Source organism: Amycolatopsis sp. WQ 127309, from assembly GCF_023023025.1.
GTDB lineage: Bacteria > Actinomycetota > Actinomycetes > Mycobacteriales > Pseudonocardiaceae > Amycolatopsis.
The window spans coordinates 5564519-5584164 of sequence record NZ_CP095481.1; the positions used below are offsets into that span (position 1 = coordinate 5564519).

Annotated in this window: 20 protein-coding genes; 10 read left to right on the forward strand and 10 right to left on the reverse strand. The window is 71.5% G+C overall.

What is annotated here, in order from left to right:
* The first annotated feature begins 5 nt into the window (after window positions 1–5).
* On the forward strand, window positions 6–2216 hold the full coding sequence (gene glgB / locus MUY22_RS26270) for a 1,4-alpha-glucan branching protein GlgB (protein WP_247064131.1): 2211 nt from the start codon (window positions 6–8) through the stop codon (window positions 2214–2216).
* A gap of 156 nt (window positions 2217–2372) precedes the next feature.
* Entirely contained in the window at window positions 2373–2765 is a 393-nt protein-coding gene (locus tag MUY22_RS26275) for a hypothetical protein (protein ID WP_247049010.1), read from the forward strand.
* A gap of 89 nt (window positions 2766–2854) precedes the next feature.
* Here the strand turns inward: MUY22_RS26275 and MUY22_RS26280 are convergent, their stop codons facing one another.
* The 3 genes from MUY22_RS26280 to ppgK form a co-directional block, all read right to left on the reverse strand.
* The gene (locus MUY22_RS26280; RefSeq protein ID WP_247049011.1) at window positions 2855–3706 is read right to left on the reverse strand and encodes an LLM class flavin-dependent oxidoreductase; all 852 of its coding nucleotides are present in this window, start codon (window positions 3704–3706) and stop codon (window positions 2855–2857) included.
* Window positions 3707–3808: 102 nt separating this feature from the next.
* Window positions 3809–5200: an RNA polymerase sigma factor gene (locus MUY22_RS26285; RefSeq protein ID WP_247049012.1), complete on the reverse strand. Its 1392-nt coding sequence runs from the start codon at window positions 5198–5200 to the stop codon at window positions 3809–3811.
* 230 nt (window positions 5201–5430) lie between these two features.
* Window positions 5431–6198, reverse strand: a complete 768-nt coding sequence (gene ppgK, locus MUY22_RS26290; protein ID WP_371827686.1) for a polyphosphate--glucose phosphotransferase — start codon at window positions 6196–6198, stop codon at window positions 5431–5433.
* 64 nt (window positions 6199–6262) lie between these two features.
* On the opposite strand from ppgK, the gene MUY22_RS26295 reads away from it, so the two are divergent.
* A complete protein-coding gene (locus MUY22_RS26295) occupies window positions 6263–7084 on the forward strand; it encodes an inositol monophosphatase family protein (protein ID WP_247049013.1) in 822 nt (273 codons plus the stop codon).
* A 144-nt stretch (window positions 7085–7228) separates the two neighbouring features.
* Here MUY22_RS26295 and cei read toward each other — a convergent pair whose 3' ends face one another.
* Window positions 7229–7912 carry an envelope integrity protein Cei gene (cei, locus tag MUY22_RS26300; protein WP_247049014.1) on the reverse strand — a complete coding sequence of 228 codons (684 nt, stop codon included), beginning with the start codon at window positions 7910–7912 and terminating at the stop codon, window positions 7229–7231.
* Window positions 7913–8428: 516 nt separating this feature from the next.
* On the opposite strand from cei, the gene MUY22_RS26305 reads away from it, so the two are divergent.
* Complete coding sequence (locus tag MUY22_RS26305) at window positions 8429–8737, forward strand: DUF4193 domain-containing protein (RefSeq protein WP_086676737.1); 309 nt, start codon at window positions 8429–8431, stop codon at window positions 8735–8737.
* Between the two features lie 136 nt (window positions 8738–8873).
* On the opposite strand, the gene MUY22_RS26310 is transcribed toward MUY22_RS26305, so the two are convergent.
* On the reverse strand, window positions 8874–9356 hold the full coding sequence (locus MUY22_RS26310) for a DUF3093 domain-containing protein (protein WP_247049015.1): 483 nt from the start codon (window positions 9354–9356) through the stop codon (window positions 8874–8876).
* Window positions 9357–9380: 24 nt separating this feature from the next.
* Between MUY22_RS26310 and dut the strand changes: the two genes are divergently transcribed.
* Together dut and MUY22_RS26320 are read left to right on the forward strand one after the other, a co-directional pair.
* Window positions 9381–9884 carry a dUTP diphosphatase gene (gene dut / locus MUY22_RS26315; protein WP_247049016.1) on the forward strand — a complete coding sequence of 168 codons (504 nt, stop codon included), beginning with the start codon at window positions 9381–9383 and terminating at the stop codon, window positions 9882–9884.
* Complete coding sequence (locus MUY22_RS26320; protein ID WP_247049017.1) at window positions 9884–10543, forward strand: DUF3710 domain-containing protein; 660 nt, start codon at window positions 9884–9886, stop codon at window positions 10541–10543. The genes dut and MUY22_RS26320 overlap by 1 nt, the downstream gene beginning before the upstream one ends.
* Window positions 10544–10570: 27 nt before the next feature.
* On the opposite strand, the gene MUY22_RS26325 is transcribed toward MUY22_RS26320, so the two are convergent.
* Complete coding sequence (locus tag MUY22_RS26325) at window positions 10571–11314, reverse strand: alpha/beta fold hydrolase (protein WP_371827490.1); 744 nt, start codon at window positions 11312–11314, stop codon at window positions 10571–10573.
* A 105-nt stretch (window positions 11315–11419) separates the two neighbouring features.
* On the opposite strand from MUY22_RS26325, the gene MUY22_RS26330 reads away from it, so the two are divergent.
* On the forward strand, window positions 11420–11800 hold the full coding sequence (locus tag MUY22_RS26330; protein ID WP_247049018.1) for an OB-fold nucleic acid binding domain-containing protein: 381 nt from the start codon (window positions 11420–11422) through the stop codon (window positions 11798–11800).
* 9 nt (window positions 11801–11809) lie between these two features.
* Complete coding sequence (locus MUY22_RS26335) at window positions 11810–12532, forward strand: DUF3159 domain-containing protein (RefSeq protein ID WP_247049019.1); 723 nt, start codon at window positions 11810–11812, stop codon at window positions 12530–12532.
* Window positions 12533–12601: 69 nt separating this feature from the next.
* Here MUY22_RS26335 and MUY22_RS26340 read toward each other — a convergent pair whose 3' ends face one another.
* Together MUY22_RS26340 and MUY22_RS26345 are read right to left on the reverse strand one after the other, a co-directional pair.
* Window positions 12602–13258 carry a TrkA family potassium uptake protein gene (locus MUY22_RS26340; protein ID WP_247049020.1) on the reverse strand — a complete coding sequence of 219 codons (657 nt, stop codon included), beginning with the start codon at window positions 13256–13258 and terminating at the stop codon, window positions 12602–12604.
* A complete protein-coding gene (locus tag MUY22_RS26345; RefSeq protein WP_247049021.1) occupies window positions 13255–13920 on the reverse strand; it encodes a TrkA family potassium uptake protein in 666 nt (221 codons plus the stop codon). The genes MUY22_RS26340 and MUY22_RS26345 overlap by 4 nt, the downstream gene beginning before the upstream one ends.
* A gap of 147 nt (window positions 13921–14067) precedes the next feature.
* Here MUY22_RS26345 and MUY22_RS26350 point away from each other — a divergent pair, with 147 nt between their 5' ends.
* Window positions 14068–16143, forward strand: coding sequence for an APC family permease (locus tag MUY22_RS26350; RefSeq protein WP_247049022.1), 2076 nt, complete (start codon window positions 14068–14070; stop codon window positions 16141–16143).
* A complete protein-coding gene (locus MUY22_RS26355; protein ID WP_247049023.1) occupies window positions 16140–17327 on the forward strand; it encodes a class I SAM-dependent RNA methyltransferase in 1188 nt (395 codons plus the stop codon). Before MUY22_RS26350 ends, MUY22_RS26355 begins: the two co-directional genes overlap by 4 nt.
* Before the next feature lie 120 nt (window positions 17328–17447).
* Here MUY22_RS26355 and MUY22_RS26360 read toward each other — a convergent pair whose 3' ends face one another.
* Together MUY22_RS26360 and MUY22_RS26365 are read right to left on the reverse strand one after the other, a co-directional pair.
* Window positions 17448–17873, reverse strand: a complete 426-nt coding sequence (locus MUY22_RS26360) for a hypothetical protein (RefSeq protein ID WP_247049024.1) — start codon at window positions 17871–17873, stop codon at window positions 17448–17450.
* Between the two features lie 184 nt (window positions 17874–18057).
* Window positions 18058–19527: an aldehyde dehydrogenase family protein gene (locus tag MUY22_RS26365; protein ID WP_247049025.1), complete on the reverse strand. Its 1470-nt coding sequence runs from the start codon at window positions 19525–19527 to the stop codon at window positions 18058–18060.
* Window positions 19528–19646 lie beyond the last annotated feature (119 nt).

A 19646-nucleotide genomic window follows, 5' to 3' on the forward strand; every position in this document is an offset into this window, starting at 1 on the left:
AGAACGTGAACGCGGTACCGGAAGAACTGCCGGACGCGGCCCCGCCGGCCGCCGACATCGACCGGCTGCTGGCCGGCTCGCACCACGACCCGCACTCGGTGCTGGGCGTGCACGCCGTGGGCAAGGGGTTCGCGGCGCGGGCGCTGCTGCCCGGCGCCAAGGCCGTCGCGCTGAGCGTCGGCGAGCACCGGTACCCGATGGAGCCGGTGATCGACGCGCTGTTCGCCGTCGCCGTGCCGGAGCACCCCGGTGACTACCGCCTGGAAGTCGAGTACGACGGCCACAGCGTCACCGCCGACGACCCGTACCGCTGGCTGCCCACGGTCGGCGAGCTGGACCTGCACCTGATCGGCGAAGGCCGGCACGAGCGGCTCTGGGAGGCGCTCGGCGCGCACGTGCGCTCCTACGACACGCCCGGTGGGGCCGTCGAGGGCACGTCGTTCGCCGTCTGGGCGCCGAACGCCCGCGGCATCCGCGTGATCGGCGACTTCAACGGCTGGGACGGGCGCGGGCACGCGATGCGCTCGCTGGGCTCGTCCGGGATCTGGGAGCTGTTCGTGCCCGGCGTCGGGACCGGCGCCTGCTACAAGTTCCGGATCCTCGGCGCCGACGGGAACTGGCAGGAGAAGGCCGACCCGATGGCGTTCGGCACCGAGCTGCCGCCCGCGACGGCGTCGGTCGTCACGCGCACGGCCTACAGCTGGGAAGACGACGAGTGGGTCGCGCAGCGCGAAGCGACCCAGTGGGCCGCGGCGCCGATGAGCGTCTACGAGGTCCACCTCGGCTCGTGGCGCCCCGGCCTGGACTACCGCGAGCTGGCGGACCAGCTGGGCGACTACGTCGTCGAGACGGGCTTCACGCACGTCGAGCTGCTGCCGGTGTCGGAGCACCCGTTCGGTGGTTCGTGGGGCTACCAGGTGACGTCGTACTACGCGCCGACGTCCCGCTTCGGCTCGCCCGACGACTTCCGCTACTTCGTCGACCGCCTGCACCAGCGGGGGATCGGCGTGCTCGTCGACTGGGTGCCCGCGCACTTCCCGAAGGACATCTGGGCGCTGGCGAAGTTCGACGGCACGGCGCTGTACGAGCACGCGGACCCGCGCCGCGGCGAGCAGCCCGACTGGGGCACGCTCGTGTTCGACTTCGGCCGCAACGAGGTCCGCAACTTCCTCGTCGCCAACGCGCTGTTCTGGATCGAGGAGTTCCACCTCGACGGCCTGCGCGTCGACGCGGTGGCGTCGATGCTCTACCTCGACTACTCCCGCAAGGAAGGGGAGTGGCTGCCGAACCAGTACGGCGGCCGCGAGAACCTGGACGCGGTGCGGTTCCTGCAGGAGCTGAACGCGACCGTCTACAAGCGACACCCGGGCGTGGTGATGGTGGCCGAGGAGTCGACCGCCTGGCCGGGCGTCACGCGCCCGACCCACCTGGGCGGCCTCGGCTTCGGCTTCAAGTGGAACATGGGGTGGATGCACGACACGCTCCGCTACCTGTCCCACGAGCCGATCCACCGCGCCTACCACCACAACGAGATGACGTTCTCGCTCGTGTACGCGTGGAGCGAGAACTTCGTCCTCCCGCTGTCGCACGACGAAGTGGTGCACGGCAAGGGATCCCTGTGGGGCCGGATGCCGGGTGACGACTGGAACAAGGCGGCCGGGCTGCGCTCGCTGCTGGCGTTCATGTGGGCCCACCCGGGCAAGCAGCTGCTGTTCATGGGCGGCGAGTTCGGCCAGCCGCAGGAGTGGTCCGAGCAGCGGTCGCTCGACTGGCACCTGCTCGACGAGCCGCTGCACCGCGGCGTCCAGGACCTGCTGCGGGCGCTGAACTCGGTGTACAAGACGACGCCGGCGCTGTTCAGCCAGGACACCTCGCCGGAGGGCTTCGCCTGGATCGACGCCAACGACTCCGGCGGCAACGTCCTGAGCTTCCTGCGCATCGGCGCCGACGGCTCGCGGCTGGCGTGCGTCGCCAACTTCGCCGGCGTCCCGCACCACGACTACCGGGTCGGCCTCCCGGCCGCGGGCCGCTGGCGCGAGGTGGTCAACACCGACGCCGAAGCCTACGGCGGCTCGGGCGTCGGCAACCTGGGCGCGGTGGAGGCGGTCACCTCACCCTGGCACGGCCAGCCGGCCTCGGCGATCCTCCAGCTCCCGCCCGCCGGAGTCCTCTGGCTCGCCGAGGAGACACCCCCGGCGGTCCCCGAACTCCCGTGATCGGAGCCGTAACCCACGTGATCGAAGCCGTAACTCGCGAGTTCCGTCTCTGATCACGTGGGTCACGTGCCCGATCACGCGAGTCCCGTGTCCGATCACGCGGGTTGACGCCGAAATGGGTCCGGCGGGCGCGGGTCGCGGGCTTACGATGAGGGCATGGCCGGCGCCGGAGGCGTCCTCGGGAACCTGATCCTGTTCGCCGTGGTCTGCATCATCCCCACGGTGCTCTTCTGGTGCGCATTGCGCGCCCCGGCTCTGCTGCGGCGGGCGCGGGAGAAGTTCGCGAAGCCGCAGCCGCAGGGGCCGCCGATCGAGCGGGTCGCCGCGGACCTGCGCCGGGTGCACCGGCTGCTCGTCGACTACCCGTCCGGCACCTCGGCCGCGCGGCGGTACGGCACCCGGCAGGCCTACGACGAGCTGCTCGCCCAGGCCTGCCGGCAGATCGGCGTCCCGCACCGGCTCGCCGAGCTGCCGGAGGGCATGGACCGCGAGATCGAACGCCTGCGCGTCGAGCAGTCACTGCGGGAGCGCGGCCTGGCCGTCCCCTGAGCCGTACGCGACGTGTACGGCCGTCTGTCCTTTGTAGACGCCACTGGTCTCGGCCACCGGCCGCCTGCTACGACTACGTCCCGGCGGTGTCACAGCACGATCTCGGCGAGCCGCTCGACGTCGTCGATCTCGTCGGTGGCCGGGTTGAAGATCAGCTCGTCCGCACCGAGGTCGGCGAACTCCTTCACCGCGGCCCGCACGGCTTCCGGCGTCGTGCGGACGTTGTCCACGACGACCTTGGCCATCTCACCCATGTTGCTGTAGTAGTCGCCGACCTTCTCGCGGCCGGTGTCCGGCTCGCCGAGCGCGTAGTAGACGATGGCGACGAGCCGCGGGTCGCCCTCGCGGCCGCCGTCACGCCAGGCCGCACGAGCCTTGTCGAAGGCGTCGGCGACCATCCCGGGCGGCATCGAGCCGCCGACGTAGCCCTGGCCGTGCTTCGCCATCCGGGCCAGGGCGTTGGGCGCGAACCCGCCGAACAGCAGCGGCACCTCGCGCGTGCCGGCCGGGACCGCCGGGGTGTCCCCGCCGCCGACCGGCTTGCCGTTCCACACGTCCCGGTAGACCTCGAGGTCGGCGTCGATCCGCTTGCCGAGCCCCTTCGGGCCGAGCCCGCCGGTGACGAAGTCGTCCGGCCGGCCGCCGATCCCGATGCCGAGGGTGAGCCGGCCGCCGGAGACGCCGTCGATGCCGGCGATCTCCTTCGCCAGCAGCACGGGCGGCCACACGGTGCCGAGCAGGACGTTGCTGACCAAGCCGATCCGCGACGTCGCGCCGGCCGCGGCGGCCAGCGCGACGGTGTCCATCACGCCGGGGTAGGCGATCCGGCCGACCGTGCCGAGCGTCGAGAACCCGGCGGCCTCGGCGCGCGCGGCCCAGCCGGGAAGGAGGGCCGGGCGCATGTCCCGGACCTGGTTCGGCAATCCGATGCCGATCTGCAATGGAGGCTCCTCAAGACGGAAAATGATCTCCATCCCACCATCCCGGAAAACGAAGAACCCCGCCACGATCGTGGCGGGGTTCTTCGTTGGTACCGAAGGAAATCAGTCCAGGTAGTCGCGCAGCACCTGGGACCGCGACGGGTGACGCAGCTTCGACATCGTCTTCGACTCGATCTGCCGGATGCGCTCACGGGTCACCCCGTACACCTGGCCGATCTCGTCGAGCGTGCGCGGCTGGCCGTCCGTCAGGCCGAAGCGCAGCCGGACGACGCCCGCCTCGCGCTCGGACAGCGTCTGCAGCACCGACTGGAGCTGGTCCTGCAGCAGCGTGAACGACACGGCGTCGACCGCGACGACAGCTTCGGAGTCTTCGATGAAGTCACCGAGCTGGGAGTCGCCCTCGTCGCCGATGGTCTGGTCGAGCGAGATCGGCTCACGCGCGTACTGCTGGATCTCCAGGACCTTCTCCGGGGAGATGTCCATTTCCTTGGCCAGCTCTTCCGGGGTCGGCTCGCGGCCGAGGTCCTGGAGCAGCTCACGCTGTATGCGGCCGAGCTTGTTGATGACCTCGACCATGTGCACCGGGATGCGGATGGTGCGGGCCTGGTCGGCCATCGCGCGGGTGATCGCCTGGCGGATCCACCACGTGGCGTACGTCGAGAACTTGTAGCCCTTGGTGTAGTCGAACTTCTCCACCGCGCGGATCAGGCCGAGGTTGCCCTCCTGGATGAGGTCCAGGAACGCCATGCCGCGGCCGGTGTAGCGCTTGGCCAGCGACACCACGAGCCGGAGGTTCGCCTCCAGGAGGTGGTTCTTGGCCCGCTCGCCGTCACGCACGATCCACTTGAGATCGCGGCGCATCTGCGTGACGAGCTTCTCGCCCTCTTCTTCGGCCGTGCGCACCCGCTCGGCGGCGTAGAGCCCGGCCTCGATCCGCTTGGCGAGCTCCACCTCCTCCTCCGCGTTCAGCAGCGCGACCTTGCCGATCTGCTTGAGGTAGGCACGCACGGAGTCGGCCGACGCGGTGAGCTCGGCGTCCTTGCGCGCTTGGCGCAGGGCCTCCGACTCCTCCTCGTCCCAGACGAAGTCCGGGTTGTCGGAGCTCTTGGCCGCGGCCGCCTTGTCGGCGGCCGCACCGCGACGACGCTGCGCCGGGGTCTCCTCGTCGGATTCCTCGTCGTCGTCATCGTCGTCGGCTTCCGGCGTGTCGGCGACCGTCTCCTCGACGACGTCGACCTCGACCTCGACTTCTTCCAGGTCCGACAAGTCGGGCGAGTCGAGCTCGCCTTCGATGCCCTCGGGACCGTCGGGCTCGCCGTCCTCGCCCTTGGTCCCGGGCTTCTTCGCCGGTGCCTTCTTGGCCGGAGCCTTCTTGGCAGTGGTGGTCTTGCGCGCCGCTGGCTTCGCCGTCCCGGTGGCTGCCTCTTCGGCCGGCTCGCCGGCTGCGGTCGCTGTCTTCGTCCCGCCTCGGGTTGCGGTTCTTGCGGCTGCCACTTACGCCCTTTCGCAGCGGTCGATCATGACGAGCAGCGGACTAGGAGCCACTGCTGCCTCACATTCGGGGAACAGCCTCGGCCTGCGGTTTTGGCCTCCGCAGCCGTGGGCCGTGTTCCATTGTAACGACGGTACGCGCATGCGTCGCGAAGCGATCACCCTCCGGCCGGCCGGAGGTGTCGAATCGGCGTCGAAACGTGCCCCGGATCCAGCGCCGTTCCCGTGCCCGTCTAGTGCTGGATGCCCTCGGCCGCGGCGGCCGCGGCCCCGACGATCCCGGCGTTGTTCAGCAGCTTCGCGACCAGCACCGGGGTCCGGATGTCCAGCAGCGGCACCCATTTCTCGGCCTTCTTGCTGACGCCGCCGCCGACGATGAACAGATCCGGCCAGATCAGGTTTTCCAGCACGGTCAGATAACGGTGCACCCGCTTGGACCATTCGGGGTAGGTCAGCCCCTCGTTGTCCTTCACCGACGCGGCCGCGCGCTTCTCCGCGTCGTGGCCGTCGATCTCCAGGTGACCGAACTCGGTGTTCGGGACGAGCTTGCCGTCCTGGAACACCGCGCTGCCGATGCCGGTGCCGAAGGTCAGCAGCGCCGTGACGCCGGTGCGCGCGACGGGGTCGCCGAAGCGGATCTCCGCCATGCCGGCCGCGTCGGCGTCGTTGAGCATCGCGACCTGGTCGACGCCGACGCCGAGCCGCTTGGCGAACAGCGCGTCGGCGTCGGTGCCGATCCACTGCTTGTCGATGTTGGCCGCGGTGTGCGCGACGCCCTTCTTCACGACCGCCGGCAGGGTCACGCCGACCGGCCCGCCCCAGCCCGCCTGCGCCACGATCTCGGCGACGACGTCCGCCACCGCCGAGGGGGTGGACGGCTTGGGCGTCTCGATCCGGATCCGGTCGCCGATGAGCTGCCCCCGGTCCAGGTCGACCAACGCGCCCTTGATCCCGCTGCCGCCGATGTCGATGCCGAAACCTCGGCGGGTCGCCTCCACCACGGACGTGGTCCCTTCTCGCACGATTCAGAAGCCTGCCTCGGAGACTTTAACCGGATGTGGTGACATGGCGGACGTGGGAGTTGACGAGTCGTTGCTGAAAAGCGTCGCGGTGCAGGTCGCGACGGACGCCGCCGAGCTGGTCCGCGAGGCCTGGGCCGGGATGGCGGCGGGCCGGTCGGTCGCCGTGGACACCAAGTCCGCGGACACCGACGTGGTCACCGCCGTCGACCACGAGTCGGAGCGGCTCGTCCGCGCCCGGCTCGCCGAACTGCGGCCCGGCGAGCCGGTGCTGGGCGAGGAGGGCTGCGGGACCGCGGGCGACGACGGCGTCACGTGGGTCGTCGACCCGATCGACGGCACGGTCAACTTCCTCTACGGCCTGCCGTGGTTCGGCGTGTCCGTCGCCGCGCAGATCGGCGGGGTGTCGGTGGCCGGCGCCGTCGTCGAGCCGGCGAGCGGGCGGGTGTGGTCGGCCGCGCGCGGCCAGGGCGCGTGGCTCGACGGCCGCCGGCTGGGCGTCTCGGCGCCGTCGCGGCTGGAGCTGACGCTCGTCGGGACCGGGTTCGCGTACTCGGCGGAGCGGCGGACGCGGCAGGCGCGGTTCGCGGCGGGGCTGCTCGGGCGGGTGCGCGACATCCGCCGCAACGGCGCGGCGTCGCTCGACCTGTGCGCGGTGGCGGCGGGCTGGCTGGACGCGTACGTCGAGCACGGCCTGCACCGCTGGGACTGGGCCGCGGGCGCGCTGATCGCGGCGGAGGCGGGCGCGACGGTCGTGCTGCCGGGTGCGGCACCGGACCTCGGCGCGGACGCGACGTACGCGGCGGCGCCGTCGATCGCGGAGCCGCTGCGGAAGGCGCTGGGGGAGTGCGGGGCCGCGGACGTCTGAGACGGCCGTGGCGGGGCCTCTGAGGGCCGGACACGCGTGATCGTGAGGGCATCGCGCGTGTCCGGAGGGTCGACACGCGTGTCTGGAGGGTCGACTCGCGTGATTGGAGGGTCGGGTCGCGTACGCAGAGGTCGGGTCAGCGGGTCAGCACTGGACGTCGCGGGCCGAGGCCAGCAGCGTCTGGTCGATGACCGGGGCCTGGGCGCCCGCCGACTGCTCGTTGCCGCCGCCGCCCTGGTGGGCCTTGGACCACTCGGCGAGCTGGGTGAGGACCTGGCGGGCCTCGGCGCGCGGGCGGATGTCGCCGAAGTTGGTGCCGGTGACGAGGTCGACGCTGGCGTCCTTGCGGTTGTCCTGGACCAGCTCGGCGCAGGGCACCACGAGGCCGAGCGTGCGGGCCGCGGTGATGCCGTTCTCGCCGAAGCGGATCTGGCCGCGGCACTTCGCTTCGCGGTTCTCGTAGGCGGGGTCGTTGGCCGGCTCGCCGGTGTTGGTGAACCCGAGCTCGTGCAGCGCCGTCGTCGTGATGCTGCCCTGACCGCGCGTGCTCGACGCGTTGAGGACCTTCACCGCGACCTTGTCCGGCGGCACCGGCGCGCGGTCGTCGAGGGCGTTGTGGGGGAGTGTGCTGAACGTGACACCCGGCGGCGGGCTGGCCTGCGGGTCGCACCGGACGGCCTCGTCGACGTCGCCCTTGCCGACCGCGGCGTTGATCCAGACGATGATCGCGCCGAGCGCCAGCACGCCGATGACGATCAGCGCCGGCAGCGGCTTGTGCCTGCGGTACGGCCGCGCCGCACGGTCCCCGATGCCGTTCCCCGACGCCACCTGCCCGTCCCTTCCCGAACCCAGAACCCGACGGCAGCTCGTCGGCACCGTCGTGGCCGATCAGCCTAGGCGCTGCGACCCGCGTGCGCGGGTCCGGGTCACCCCGCCGGTTTCCCGGGCCCCGCCGTGGTCCCGGGCGCTGCCCGAGGACCCGTCCCCGTGCGGCGATCGCACCACGCGGGGGTCGGCCGGGGCAAGCGGACACGGGCCCCCCGTGAGGTTCTCCACCCGGGGGCAACCCGAATGGACGACAACGCGTCTTACCTGCGGGTTCCCCCTGTCGGGTGACGAATCCCCGGCAATGTCTGACTCGTTGCAGAAGCCGCGAAGGCGTGAGCTACCCTTCCCGGGCTCCGGCCGCAGGACGAGGCCCAAAACGAGAGAGACCTCGGTCACTCCGGCCGTCGGGCACAAACAGCGGCCCTGGAACGTTGACCAGCGGCACGGCGGACTCGCGGGCGCACCCGAGGGTCCGGGAAAACGACTACACAAGCTGATCGCAGGGGTGAGGGACACATGGCTACCGACTACGACGCTCCGCGCCGCAGCGAAGCCGACGAGCTGGCCGAAGACTCGTTGGAGGAGCTCAAGGCCCGGCGGAACGAGAACCAGTCCGGCGTCGTCGACGTCGACGAGGACGCGACCGCCGAGAACTTCGAGCTTCCGGGTGCCGACCTCTCCGGGCTTTCCGGTGAGGACATGACCGTGAAGGTGGTGCCGAAGCAGGCGGACGAGTTCACCTGCTCCGTGTGCTTCCTGGTGCACCACCGCAGCAGGCTGGCCGAGGAGAGCGGTGGACGCCTGATCTGCCGCGACTGCGCCTGAGGGCGCGGGAGCTCGGACCAGGGTTCGGGACGAACAGACGCGACGGAGAGCCCTGAGGGATCTAGGGAGGGCTCGAAGCGCGCTGGGGACAAGGGGGCCGGCCGGCAGGCCGGCCCCCTTCCACGTCTCCGGGCGGTCAGGCGCCCTTGAGCAGTCCGGCGACGCGCTCCGGGTGCCGGGTGCTGAACAGCCAGTACGGCGTCGGGTCCGCGGGGTCGGTGAGCCGGATCCGCACGGCCGGGCCGACCCAGCCGCGGTGCAGCACGTACGCCGCGGGATCGCCGTCGCGGCCGAGCGCCTTGCGCTTGGCATCCTTGTCGAAGATCTCCACCTCGCCGACGTAGCGCAGCGGCAGGTGCGCGTCGCCCACCCACAGCTCGGGCTCGTCGCCGCCGGTGACGCGGATCCGGGACTTGCCGAGCGACAGCAGCAGCGCCACCACCACCGGCAACGCGATCACGTACGGCAGCCAGGCCCGGATCCCCGGGTACCCGAGGTCGATCTCGGCCGCCAAGAGGATCGCGCCCAGGACCGGCAGCGGCCAGCCCCACCACGGGACGTAGAGCCGCTCGGAGTGCCGGACCGCGGCGCTCGAGGCCGTCTTCGCTGATTCACCCACGGGTAGAGAGTAATCTCGCCGCCCGTGTCCAGCGTTCAGGTACTCATCTCCCGGCTCGACCCGGATGTCCCGCTGCCCGCCTACGCCCGACCGGGCGACGCGGGCGCCGATCTCGTCACGACCTCGGATATCGTGCTCGAACCCGGGGAACGCGGGGTGGTCGGCACCGGTGTCGCGATCGCGCTCCCCCCGGGTTTCGCGGGGTTCGTCCACCCCCGGTCGGGCCTGGCCGCCAGGGTCGGCCTCTCGGTGGTCAACACCCCGGGCACGATCGACGCGGGCTACCGCGGTGAGATCAAGGTCTGCCTGATCAACCACGACCCGGTGCACCCGGTGAAGCTCACGCGCGGGGACCGCATCGCCCAGCTGGTCGTGCAGCGGGTCGAACACGCCGAGTTCGTCGAGGTCGCCGAGCTCGGCGCGACCGAACGGGGCGCCGGCGGCTACGGCTCCACGGGCGGACACGCCACACTGGGAGCAGACGCGCTCGCGGCGAGCGCCGTGGCTGGGGAAGGAACGGAGAAGTAGTGGGGATTTTCGGACGCAAGCGGCGGACCGAGGGCGGGTCCGCGGGACGGCACGCCGCGCCCGATGCCGACGACACGATCGAGGACGAGGAGTTCAGCGAGGACTCCGAGCTGTCGGACGTCTCCGACGGCCCGTTCGACGTCGCGGACTTCGAGGACGACGGCGTCCCGCGGATCGACCTCGGCTCGGTGAAAGTGCCGGTGCCCGACGGGTCGCAGGTCCAGGTCGAGATGGACCCGGAGACCAACGGCGTGCGGGCCGTGCACGTCGTCACCGAGCAGGGCCAGATCACGGTCAGCGCGTACGCCGCGCCGCGCACCGGCGGGCTGTGGCGGGAGGTCAGCACCGAGCTGGCCGACCAGCTGCGGGCCGACGGCGCGAAGGTCAACATCGGCCGCGGCGCGTGGGGCCTGGAGATCTCGGCCATCGTCGGCGACGTCTCGCTGCGCTTCGTCGGCATCGACCGGCCGCGCTGGATGCTGCGCGGCGTCATCGCCGGGCCGCAGTCGGAGGCCGCGGCGGCGGTGGAGGTGCTGCGCGGCATCGTCCGCCGCACGATCGTCGACCGCGGTGACGCGCCGATGCCGGTCCGGACGCCGCTGACCATCACGCTCCCCGAGGCGGTCGCGGAGCACATCGCCGCCCAGCAACAGGGCTGACGCTCGACAAAAGCCGTGAAGGCCCCCTTACCGGCCATAAGAGCCGGGAAGGGGGCCTTCACGGCTTTCGAGGGCCCGCAGGAAGGCGAGCACCGTCGCGCGGCCCAGTGACTCGCGGTCGGCGCCCAGCGCGGCCAGGGTCGTCCGGCCGAGAGACGCTCGAGGCAGGGTCGCGGCCCACTCGGATGCGACTTTCGTCGGGTGTATCGGGTCGTCGGTGCACGTGCCGACGCCCGCGGGCACCTTCAGCGCCGCCAGCTCGGCCAGTGCCGGCGCCGGACGGGCCGCCGCGACGCGCAGGCTCGCCGCCAGGCCGTCGCCGTGCCGGCGCCAGGCGCGGTCCAGTTCCGCCCGCAGCCAGTCCGGGCTGCCGGCCGTCTGCGCCAGCGCGCCGTCGACCCCGGAACGGGCCACCAGATCCGCCGACAGCGACGCGGCGAGCGACGCGGGTGCTGGGCCCGGAGGGCCGTTCCAGGCCGGGAGCGCGGCCAGCAGGCCCCCGCAACGGCCGGGATTGCGCACGGCCCACTCCGCGGCCAGGTGGGCGCCGAACGAAATGCCGCCTACGAGCAGTTCGCCGTGTTCGTCCGCCAGCGCGTCGAGGATCGCCAGGCAGCCGTCGGCCAGCGTCGCCCCCGGTGGCGGCGCCGGCGTGAGGAGCGGGACGCCGAGGGCGCGCAGCGGGCCGGCGAAGACGGCGCGGACGAACACCTCGTCGGAGCCGGTGCCGGGCAGCAGCACGGCGGCGGGAGCGGAGATTGCGGACGTCACGTTGCGATCTTTGCGCAAAGGCGTTTCCCTGACGGGGACCGCAGTACGCTGGAAACGTTCGGGCCGCAAAGACCAAGTCGGGGGCCCCGGAGCACAGGAGCACCTATGTCCGCCAAAGACGGCGGCTACTTCAGCCGGTTGGTTCGCAAGCTGACCAGCGACGTCGAGGATCTCGACGCCGACGAGATGTCGATGAGGTCGGACGCCGAAGGCGCGCAGCGCGCCTGCGACTGCCGCTCCGGCGAAGAGGTCACCGTGCTGGGGAGACTCCGCAGTGTCGAGCTCTGCCCGACCAACGAAGCCGCCACGCTGGAGGCGGAGCTGTTCGACGGGACACAGGGCGTGACGCTAATCTGGCTCGGCCGCCGCCGGATCGCGGGCATCGAACCGGGCCGGACGATCAAGGTGCGCGGCCGGATGGCCACGCGTGACGGCCAGAAGGTGCTGTACAACCCCTATTACGAACTCCAGAGCCCAGTGAGTTGATCACCTATCGTGACTGATCCCGCCCCGAGCGAGAAGAAGACCGAAGACGCGGACGAACCGCAGCCGACCCTGCTGGAGCAGATGGGCGGCGTGTCCGGCCTGATCTACTCGTCGCTGCCGGTGATCGTGTTCGTCCTGGCGAACTCCTTCTTCGGCCTGACCGCGGCCATCTGGACCTCGATCGGCAGCGCGGTGGCGATCACCGTGCTGCGGCTGGTGCGCAAGGAGCCGCTGCAGCCGGCGATCTCCGGGTTCTTCGGCGTCGCCATCGCGGCGTTCATCGCCTACCGCACCGGGTCCGCGAAGGGGTTCTTCCTCTTCGGGATCTACGCGAGCCTCGTCTACTGCGGCATCTTCGTGCTGTCGGTGGTGGTGCGCTACCCGATCGCGGGCGTCGTCTGGAACATGCTCAACGGCACCGGCCAGGCGTGGCGCAAGGACAAGCCGTCCCGCTACGGCTACGACGTCGCCACGCTGGCCATGGCGGCGATCTTCGCCGCCCGGTTCGTCGTGCAGCGGTGGCTCTACCAGGAGGACTACACCGGCTGGCTGGCCTTCGCGAAGATCGCCATGGGCTACCCGCTGTACGCGCTGGGCCTGCTGGTGGTCGTCTGGGCGGTGCGCCGGTCCGACAAGCGGCTCAAGGCCATGGCCGAGGACGAGCCGGCCCCGGAGACCGACGCCGAGGTCGAAGCCCGGCTCCGCGAAAAGTACGCGGCCCCCGAAGCCTGACGTTCCCCAAAGCCGTGAAGGCCTCCTTACCGGCTATAAGAGCCGGTAAGGAGGCCTTCACGGCTTTTGTCAGTAGCCCAGGGCCGTGCGGATCTCCGGCTCGACGTCGGACGTCGCCACGAACAGCAGCTCGTCGCCCGGCTCGAGCGGGTCCTCCGGCTGCGGCACGATCACGCGGTCGCCGCGCAGGATGGTCACCAGCGCCGCGTCGCGGGGCAGGTCCAGCTCGCTCACCGGCTTCCCGGCCAGCGGCGTCTCCTCCGGGAGGGTGAGCTCGACGAGGTTCGCGTTGCTCTGCCGGAAGGTCATCAGCCGCACGAGGTCGCCGACGCTGACCGCCTCTTCGACCATCGCCGCGAGCATCCGCGGGGTCGACACCGCGACGTCGACGCCCCAGGCGTCGGTGAAGAGCCACTCGTTGGCCGGGTTGTTCACCCGGGCCACGACGCGCTTCACCGCGAACTCGGTCTTCGCCAGCAGCGACACCACGAGGTTGGCCTTGTCGTCGCCGGTCGCCGCGATCACGACGTCGCACTGCTCGATCCCGGACTCCTCCAGGATCGACACCTCGCAGGCGTCGCCGAGCACCCAGTCGGCCTGCTCGACGGTGTGCGGCTCGAACTGGTCGGCCTCCCGCTCGATGAGCATCACCTGGTGCCTGCCGTCGATCAGCTCGGCGGCGATGGACCGGCCCACGGCGCCCGCACCGGCAATCGCGACCCTCATGCCTCGTCCTCCGGTTCGCGGTTGGCCACGCTGCCCACGTCGCTGACGGTGCCGGAGCGCGCGGCCACCCACACGTCGTCGTCGGCCTGCAGCACGGTCTTGGGTTCCGGCAGCACGGCGGTGCCGAAGCGCATGATGAACGCGACCCGCGCGCCGCTCGCCTCCTGCAGGGACTTCACGGAGTGCCCGACCCAGCCCTCGTGCAGCGGCAGCTGCAGGATCGCGACGTTGCCCGACGGGTCCCGCCACGCCGACGCGACGCCGTCCGGCAGCAGGGTGCGCAGGAACCGGTCGGTCGTCCACGGCACGGTCGCCACCGTCGGGATGCCCAGCCGCTCGTAGACGGCGGCGCGCTTGTGGTCGTAGATCCGCGCCACGACGTGCTCGATGCCGAAGTTCTCGCGCGCGACCCGCGCCGAGATGATGTTCGAGTTGTCGCCGCTGGACACCGCGGCGAACGCGCCGGCCCGCTCGATCCCGGCCGAGATCAGCACCTTGCGGTCGAACCCGACCCCGACGACCTGCTGGCCGTGGAAGTCGCTGCCCAGCCTGCGGAACGCCTGCTGGTTCTTGTCGATGACGGCCACCTCGTGGCCGAGCCGCTCCAGCGCAGCGGCCAGGGACGCGCCGACCCGGCCGCATCCCATGATCACCACGTGCACGCCCTGCCTCCTCATTCGGCGGTTTCCCGTCCGTACCTACCCCGACATGCCAGCGCCGAACCTACCCTGCGCCCCGGCGGTCAGCTCCACCGTCCTCCCCGCCACCGCCCTCGACGGAGAAGCGCCGCTCCGCTGTACTGTCCGGTGGTGTCGAAGTTCCCGACCGTGCTGAAACGCCTGGTCCTCGGACGTCCGTTCCGCAGTGACAGGCTCGCTCACACGCTCCTGCCGAAGCGCATCGCGCTGCCTATCTTCGCGTCCGACGCGCTCTCGAGCGTGGCGTACGCGCCCGAAGAGATCTTCCTGACGCTGAGCGTCGCGGGGCTGTCCGCGTACGCGCTGGCGCCGTGGATCGGCATCATGGTCGCGCTGGTGATGCTCGTCGTCGTCGCGTCCTACCGGCAGAACGTGCACGCCTACCCGAGCGGCGGCGGTGACTACGAGGTCGCCAACACGAACCTGGGCGGCAAGTTCGGGCTGACCGTCGCGAGCGCGCTGCTCGTCGACTACGTCCTCACGGTCGCGGTGTCCACTTCGTCCGGTGTGGCCAACATCGGGTCCGCCGTCCCGTGGGTCGCCGAGCACAAGGTGCTGGCGTCCATCGTGATCGTCTCGGTGCTCACGGCGTTGAACCTGCGGGGCATCCGCGAGTCGGGCAAGGCCTTCGCGATCCCGACGTACGGGTTCATCATCGGCATCATGATCATGGTCGTCTGGGGCCTGGTCCAGGCGGCGACCGGCACCCAGATGAAGGCCGAGAGCGCCGGGTTCACGCTGAGCGCCGAAGGATCCTTCGCGGGTGTCGCGTACGCGTTCCTGGTGCTGCGGGCGTTCTCCTCCGGCGCCGCGGCGCTGACCGGGGTCGAGGCGATCAGCAACGGCGTCCCGGCGTTCCAGAAACCCAAGTCGAAGAACGCGGCCACCACGCTGCTGATGATGGGCCTGCTCGCCGTCACCATGCTGGTCGGCATCATCACGCTCGCCACGATCACCGACGTCAAGTTCGCCGAGGACCCGGCGGAGCAGCTCGCCGGCGCGCCCGCGGGCTACCAGCAGAAGACGATCGTCGCGCAGATCGCGCACGCGGTGTTCGCGGACTTCCCGCCGGCGTTCTACTACATCTCCTTCTCCACCGGCATCATCCTGCTGCTGGCCGCGAACACCGCGTTCAACGGTTTCCCGGTGCTGGGCTCGATCCTGGCGCAGGACCGCTACCTGCCGCGGCAGCTGCACACCCGCGGCGACCGGCTCGCGTTCTCCAACGGGATCCTGTTCCTGGCGGCGTTCGCGCTGGTGCTGATCATCGCGTTCGACGCCGAGGTGACCCGGCTGATCCAGCTGTACATCGTGGGTGTGTTCGTGTCGTTCACGGTGAGCCAGGCGGGCATGATCCGGCACTGGAACCGGTTGCTGGCCAAGGAAACCGACCCCGCCAAGCGGCGGCGGATGCGGCGCTCGCAGACGGTCAACGCGGTCGGCCTCACCTGCACCGGCGTCGTGCTGGTGATCGTGCTGATCACGAAGTTCCTGCTGGGCGCGTGGATCGCGATCGCCGCGATGATCGCGATCTTCGTGCTGATGACCGCGATCCGGAAGCACTACGACCGCGTCGCCGACGAGCTGAAGGACCTCGGCGACACCCCGACCGTGCTGCCGTCGCGCAACCACGCGATCGTGCTGGTGTCCAAACTGCACCGGCCGACCCTGCGCGCGCTGGCCTACGCCAAGGCGATGCGCCCGGACGTCCTCGAAGCCGTCACGGTCAACGTGGACGACGCGGACACCCGCCGGCTCACCGCCGAATGGGACGCGCACAACTTCAAGGTGCCGCTGAAGGTCGTCGAATCGCCCTACCGCGAGATCACGAAACCGGTGCTGGACTACGTGAAGCGCGTGCGCGGCGACAACCCGCGCAACGTCGTGACCGTGTTCATCCCGGAGTACGTGGTCGGTCACTGGTGGGAGCAGGTGCTGCACAACCAGAGCGCGCTGCGGCTCAAGGGCCGTCTGCTGTTCCAGTCCGGCGTGATCGTGGCGAGCGTGCCGTGGCAGCTGGAGTCCTCGGCCAAGGCGGCCGCGCGCGTCCGGAACGAACGGCCCGCCGCGGGCGACGTCCGGCGCGGGTTCTCACCCGGCGGCGTCCCGCCCGTCACCCCCGTCTCGAAGCCCGTTTCCAAGCCCGTTTCCCAGCCCGATGCGAAACCCAAGGAGCCCGCTGAATGACGTCCTGGCAAGGCCGAGTACTCGAAGTGGAGGTCGGTGCGGTCGCGCACGGCGGCCACTGCGTGGCCCGCGCCGACGGACGGGTGGTGTTCGTCCGGCACGCGCTGCCCGGCGAGCACGTGCGCGTCGAGGTCACCGAGGACAACGGCGGCTCGTTCTGCCGCGGCGACGCGGTCGAGGTGCTCAAGCCGTCACCGGACCGCGTCACACCGCCGTGCCCGCTCGCCGCGCCCGGCGCGTGCGGCGGCTGCGACTGGCAGCACGCGTCGCCGTCGTACCAGCGTGAGCTGAAGGCCGCGGTGGTCGCGGAGCAGCTGCAGCGGCTGGCCGGCATCGAGCGCGAGGTCGTCGTCGAAGCCCTCGACGGCGGGCCACTGGACTGGCGCAGCCGCGTCCGGCTGGTCGCCGGGCGGGACGGGCGCGCGGGCCTGCGCGCCCACCACAGCCACCGCGTGGTGGCCCTGGAGGACTGCCCGATCGCGGTCCCGGGCGAGCTCGAAGACGTCCTCGCGCGGCGCTGGCGCCCGGGCAGCGAGCTGGAGGTGACCAGCGACGGCGACGGCCGCACCCACGTCCGCGAGCTGTCGACGGTGCGCGGCAAGGTCCGCGCCCGGCAGCTGTCGGGCGGCGTGGCCGTGCAGCACGCCGCGGGCCGCGACTGGCGCCTCGACGCGCACGGCTTCTGGCAGGTCCACCCGGCGGCGGCGTCCACCTTGGCCGCGGTCGTGGCGGAGTGGGCGGAAGCGCCGGTGGGCGGATCGGCCTGGGACCTCTACGCGGGCGTCGGGCTGTTCGCGTCGGTGCTGGCCTCGCAGGTCGGCGAATCCGGGCGGGTGCTGGCGATCGAGTCGGGCCGCCGCGCGGTCACCGACGGCCAGCACAACCTCGCGGACCTGCCGCAGGTGTCGTGGCAGGCCGGGCGGGTGGAGGACGTGCTGTCCGCGGCGGACAAGCCCGTCGACGTCGTCGTCCTGGACCCGCCCCGCAAGGGCGCGGGCAAGGCAGTGGTGGAGTCGATCGTGGCCGGCCAGCCGGACCGCGTCGTGTACGTCGCCTGCGACCCGGCGGCCCTGGCCCGCGACCTCGCGACGTTCACGTCGCACGGTTACGCGCTGACGGCGCTGCGCGCGTTCGACGCGTTCCCGATGACGCACCACGTGGAGTGCGTGGCGCTGCTGTCCTGAGTTTTGTCAGTGGTGGTCGTCACACTGTCCTGGTGACTGTTCTCGACGCTTTCGATCGCGCTACGGCGGTGCGGACCCCCACGCGGCGTTCGAGGGTCGCGGCTCGGCCGGTTGCCGGGTTCAGGCCGCTCGGCGTGCCGCGAACGCCGCGGCCAGGCCGGTCGCCGTCATCGCTGCTCCCGAGACCAGGAGCACCCACGCTCCGGCTCCCGGGACGATGCGGGCCGCCGGCTGGAAGCGGGATACGTGCGGCAGTGTCACCACCAGGTGGCGCAGCACCACGCCCGTCACGACCAGGCCCGGCAGGCAGGTCATCGCCAGGGGCTCGTCCTGCTTGCGCGCGAAGGTCAGGTACGCGAGCGTCGCCGCGATCAGGACCGCCGCGGCGCAGACCAGGCGCAGGCCCAGGGCCAGTTCCGGGTCCGGCGTGCCCAGGGGCAGGACTCCGGGGTACTCGGCCGTGCGCAGGGTCAGGCCCGCGATCACCCCCAGTCCGGTGACCGCCACCACCGCCGCTCGTGGCCCCCGCCAAGCAAACCGCGTCACGCAGGCAGCATAAAACGCCGGAAACGGCTTTCCGGTCGCCTTTCCGCGGCTGGGCCGTTCGGTGGATCCCGATCGGGCGACAGCCGGTCCCCGTGGTGGCCACTCCGGTCATCGTGGTGACCGTCGTGAACGACCGAGTCGCCCGCCGAAGGCCACCACGCTGACCAGGGAGGCGGGCGACAGCTCAGCCCGCGAACCAGCGCTGCGGCGCCGGGCGCAGGTTCTGGTAGATGTGCTTCGTCTCGGTGTACTCGCCCAAACCCGCCGGGCCCAGCTCGCGGCCGAAGCCGGACTGCTTGTAGCCGCCCCACTCGGCCTGCGGCAGGTACGGGTGGAAGTCGTTGATCCACACCGTGCCGTGGCGCAGCCGGCCCGCGACGCGCTGCGCCCGCCCGGCGTCCTGCGTGAACACCGCGCCGGCCAGGCCGTAGCAGGTGTCGTTGGCGATGCGGACGGCGTCGTCCTCGTCGGTGAACGTCTCGACCGTCAGGACCGGGCCGAACGACTCGTCGACGACCGCCGACGAGCCCTGCCGGACCTCGTCCAGGATCGTCGGGAGGTAGTAGAAGCCGTCGGCCAGGGAAGGATCCGAAGGCCGGCGGCCGCCCGTCCGCAGTACGGCGCCTTCGGCCAGAGCGGCGGCCACGTAGGCCTCGACCTTCGCCCGGTGGGCCGCCGAGATCAGCGGGCCGGTTTCCGCCTGCGCGTCGAACGGCCCGCCGAGGCGGATCCGCTCGGCCCGGCGCACCAGCTCGGCGACGAACTCGTCGTGCCACTCGCGCTGCACGATCAGCCGCGCGCCGGCTGAGCAGACCTGGCCGGAGTGCAGGAACACCGCCGTCAGCGCGTAGTCGACCGCCGTCTCGAAGTCGGCGTCGGCGAAGACCACGTTCGGGTTCTTCCCGCCCAGCTCGAGGGCCACTTTCTTGACCGTGCCCGCGGCCGTCGCCGCGATCACCTTGCCGGTGGCCAGGCCGCCGGTGAACGACACCAGGTCGACGTCGGGGTGCTCGGCCAGCGGCGCGCCGACCTCGGCGCCGGCGCCGAGCACCAGGTTCGCGACGCCGTCCGGCAGGCCCGCCTCGGTGAGCAGCTTCAGGAACAGGATCGCCGTGTGCGGCGTCAGCTCGCTGGGCTTGAGCACGAACGTGTTGCCCGCGGCCAGCGCGGGTGCGATCTTCCACACGGTCTGCAACAGCGGGTAGTTCCACGGTGTGATCAGCCCGCAGACGCCGACCGGTTCGTGCACGATCCGGCTGACGGCGTCCGGGTTGCCGGTGTCGACGACGCGGCCCGCGTCCTGGGCCGCGAGCTTGCCGAAGTACCGGAGGCAGGCGGCGATGTCGGCCATGTCGTAGCGGCTCTCGACCAGGCGCTTGCCGGTGTCGAGCGACTCGGCCCTGGCGAACGCCTCGGCGTCGCGGTCCAGCAGGCCGGCGGTGCGCAACAGCAGGTCACCGCGCAGGTGCGCGGGCGTGCCGGGCCACGGCCCGGTGTCGAACGCGCGCCGCGCCGCGGCGATGGCGGCCTCGGTGTCCGCGGCGGTGCCCTCGGCGACCGTCGCGACCGGGGTGCCGTCGGCCGGGCAGCGGATTTCGCGCCGCCCGCCGGCCACCGCGTCCACCCAGTCGCCGCCGATGAAGAAGTCCGCCATGCCGCCATTCTCGTGGCCACGCGGCGTAACCGCCACAGCAGCGCGGGGAGACGAGGTTCACCCCGCGTGATGACGGGTGGTCGCGCTCCGCCTGTGACGCCGGACGCGGCGGGCGGAAC

Coding starts and splice junctions, on each gene's coding strand:
- MUY22_RS26365 (WP_247049025.1), bottom strand. CDS start 19,527: ATGGCGGACTTCTTCATCGGCGGCGACTGGGTGGACGCGGTGGCCGGC.
- MUY22_RS26355 (WP_247049023.1), top strand. CDS start 16,140: ATGACGTCCTGGCAAGGCCGAGTACTCGAAGTGGAGGTCGGTGCGGTC.
- MUY22_RS26295 (WP_247049013.1), top strand. CDS start 6,263: ATGGCGGACGTGGGAGTTGACGAGTCGTTGCTGAAAAGCGTCGCGGTG.
- MUY22_RS26340 (WP_247049020.1), bottom strand. CDS start 13,258: ATGAGGGTCGCGATTGCCGGTGCGGGCGCCGTGGGCCGGTCCATCGCC.
- MUY22_RS26330 (WP_247049018.1), top strand. CDS start 11,420: ATGTCCGCCAAAGACGGCGGCTACTTCAGCCGGTTGGTTCGCAAGCTG.
- MUY22_RS26305 (WP_086676737.1), top strand. CDS start 8,429: ATGGCTACCGACTACGACGCTCCGCGCCGCAGCGAAGCCGACGAGCTG.
- MUY22_RS26275 (WP_247049010.1), top strand. CDS start 2,373: ATGGCCGGCGCCGGAGGCGTCCTCGGGAACCTGATCCTGTTCGCCGTG.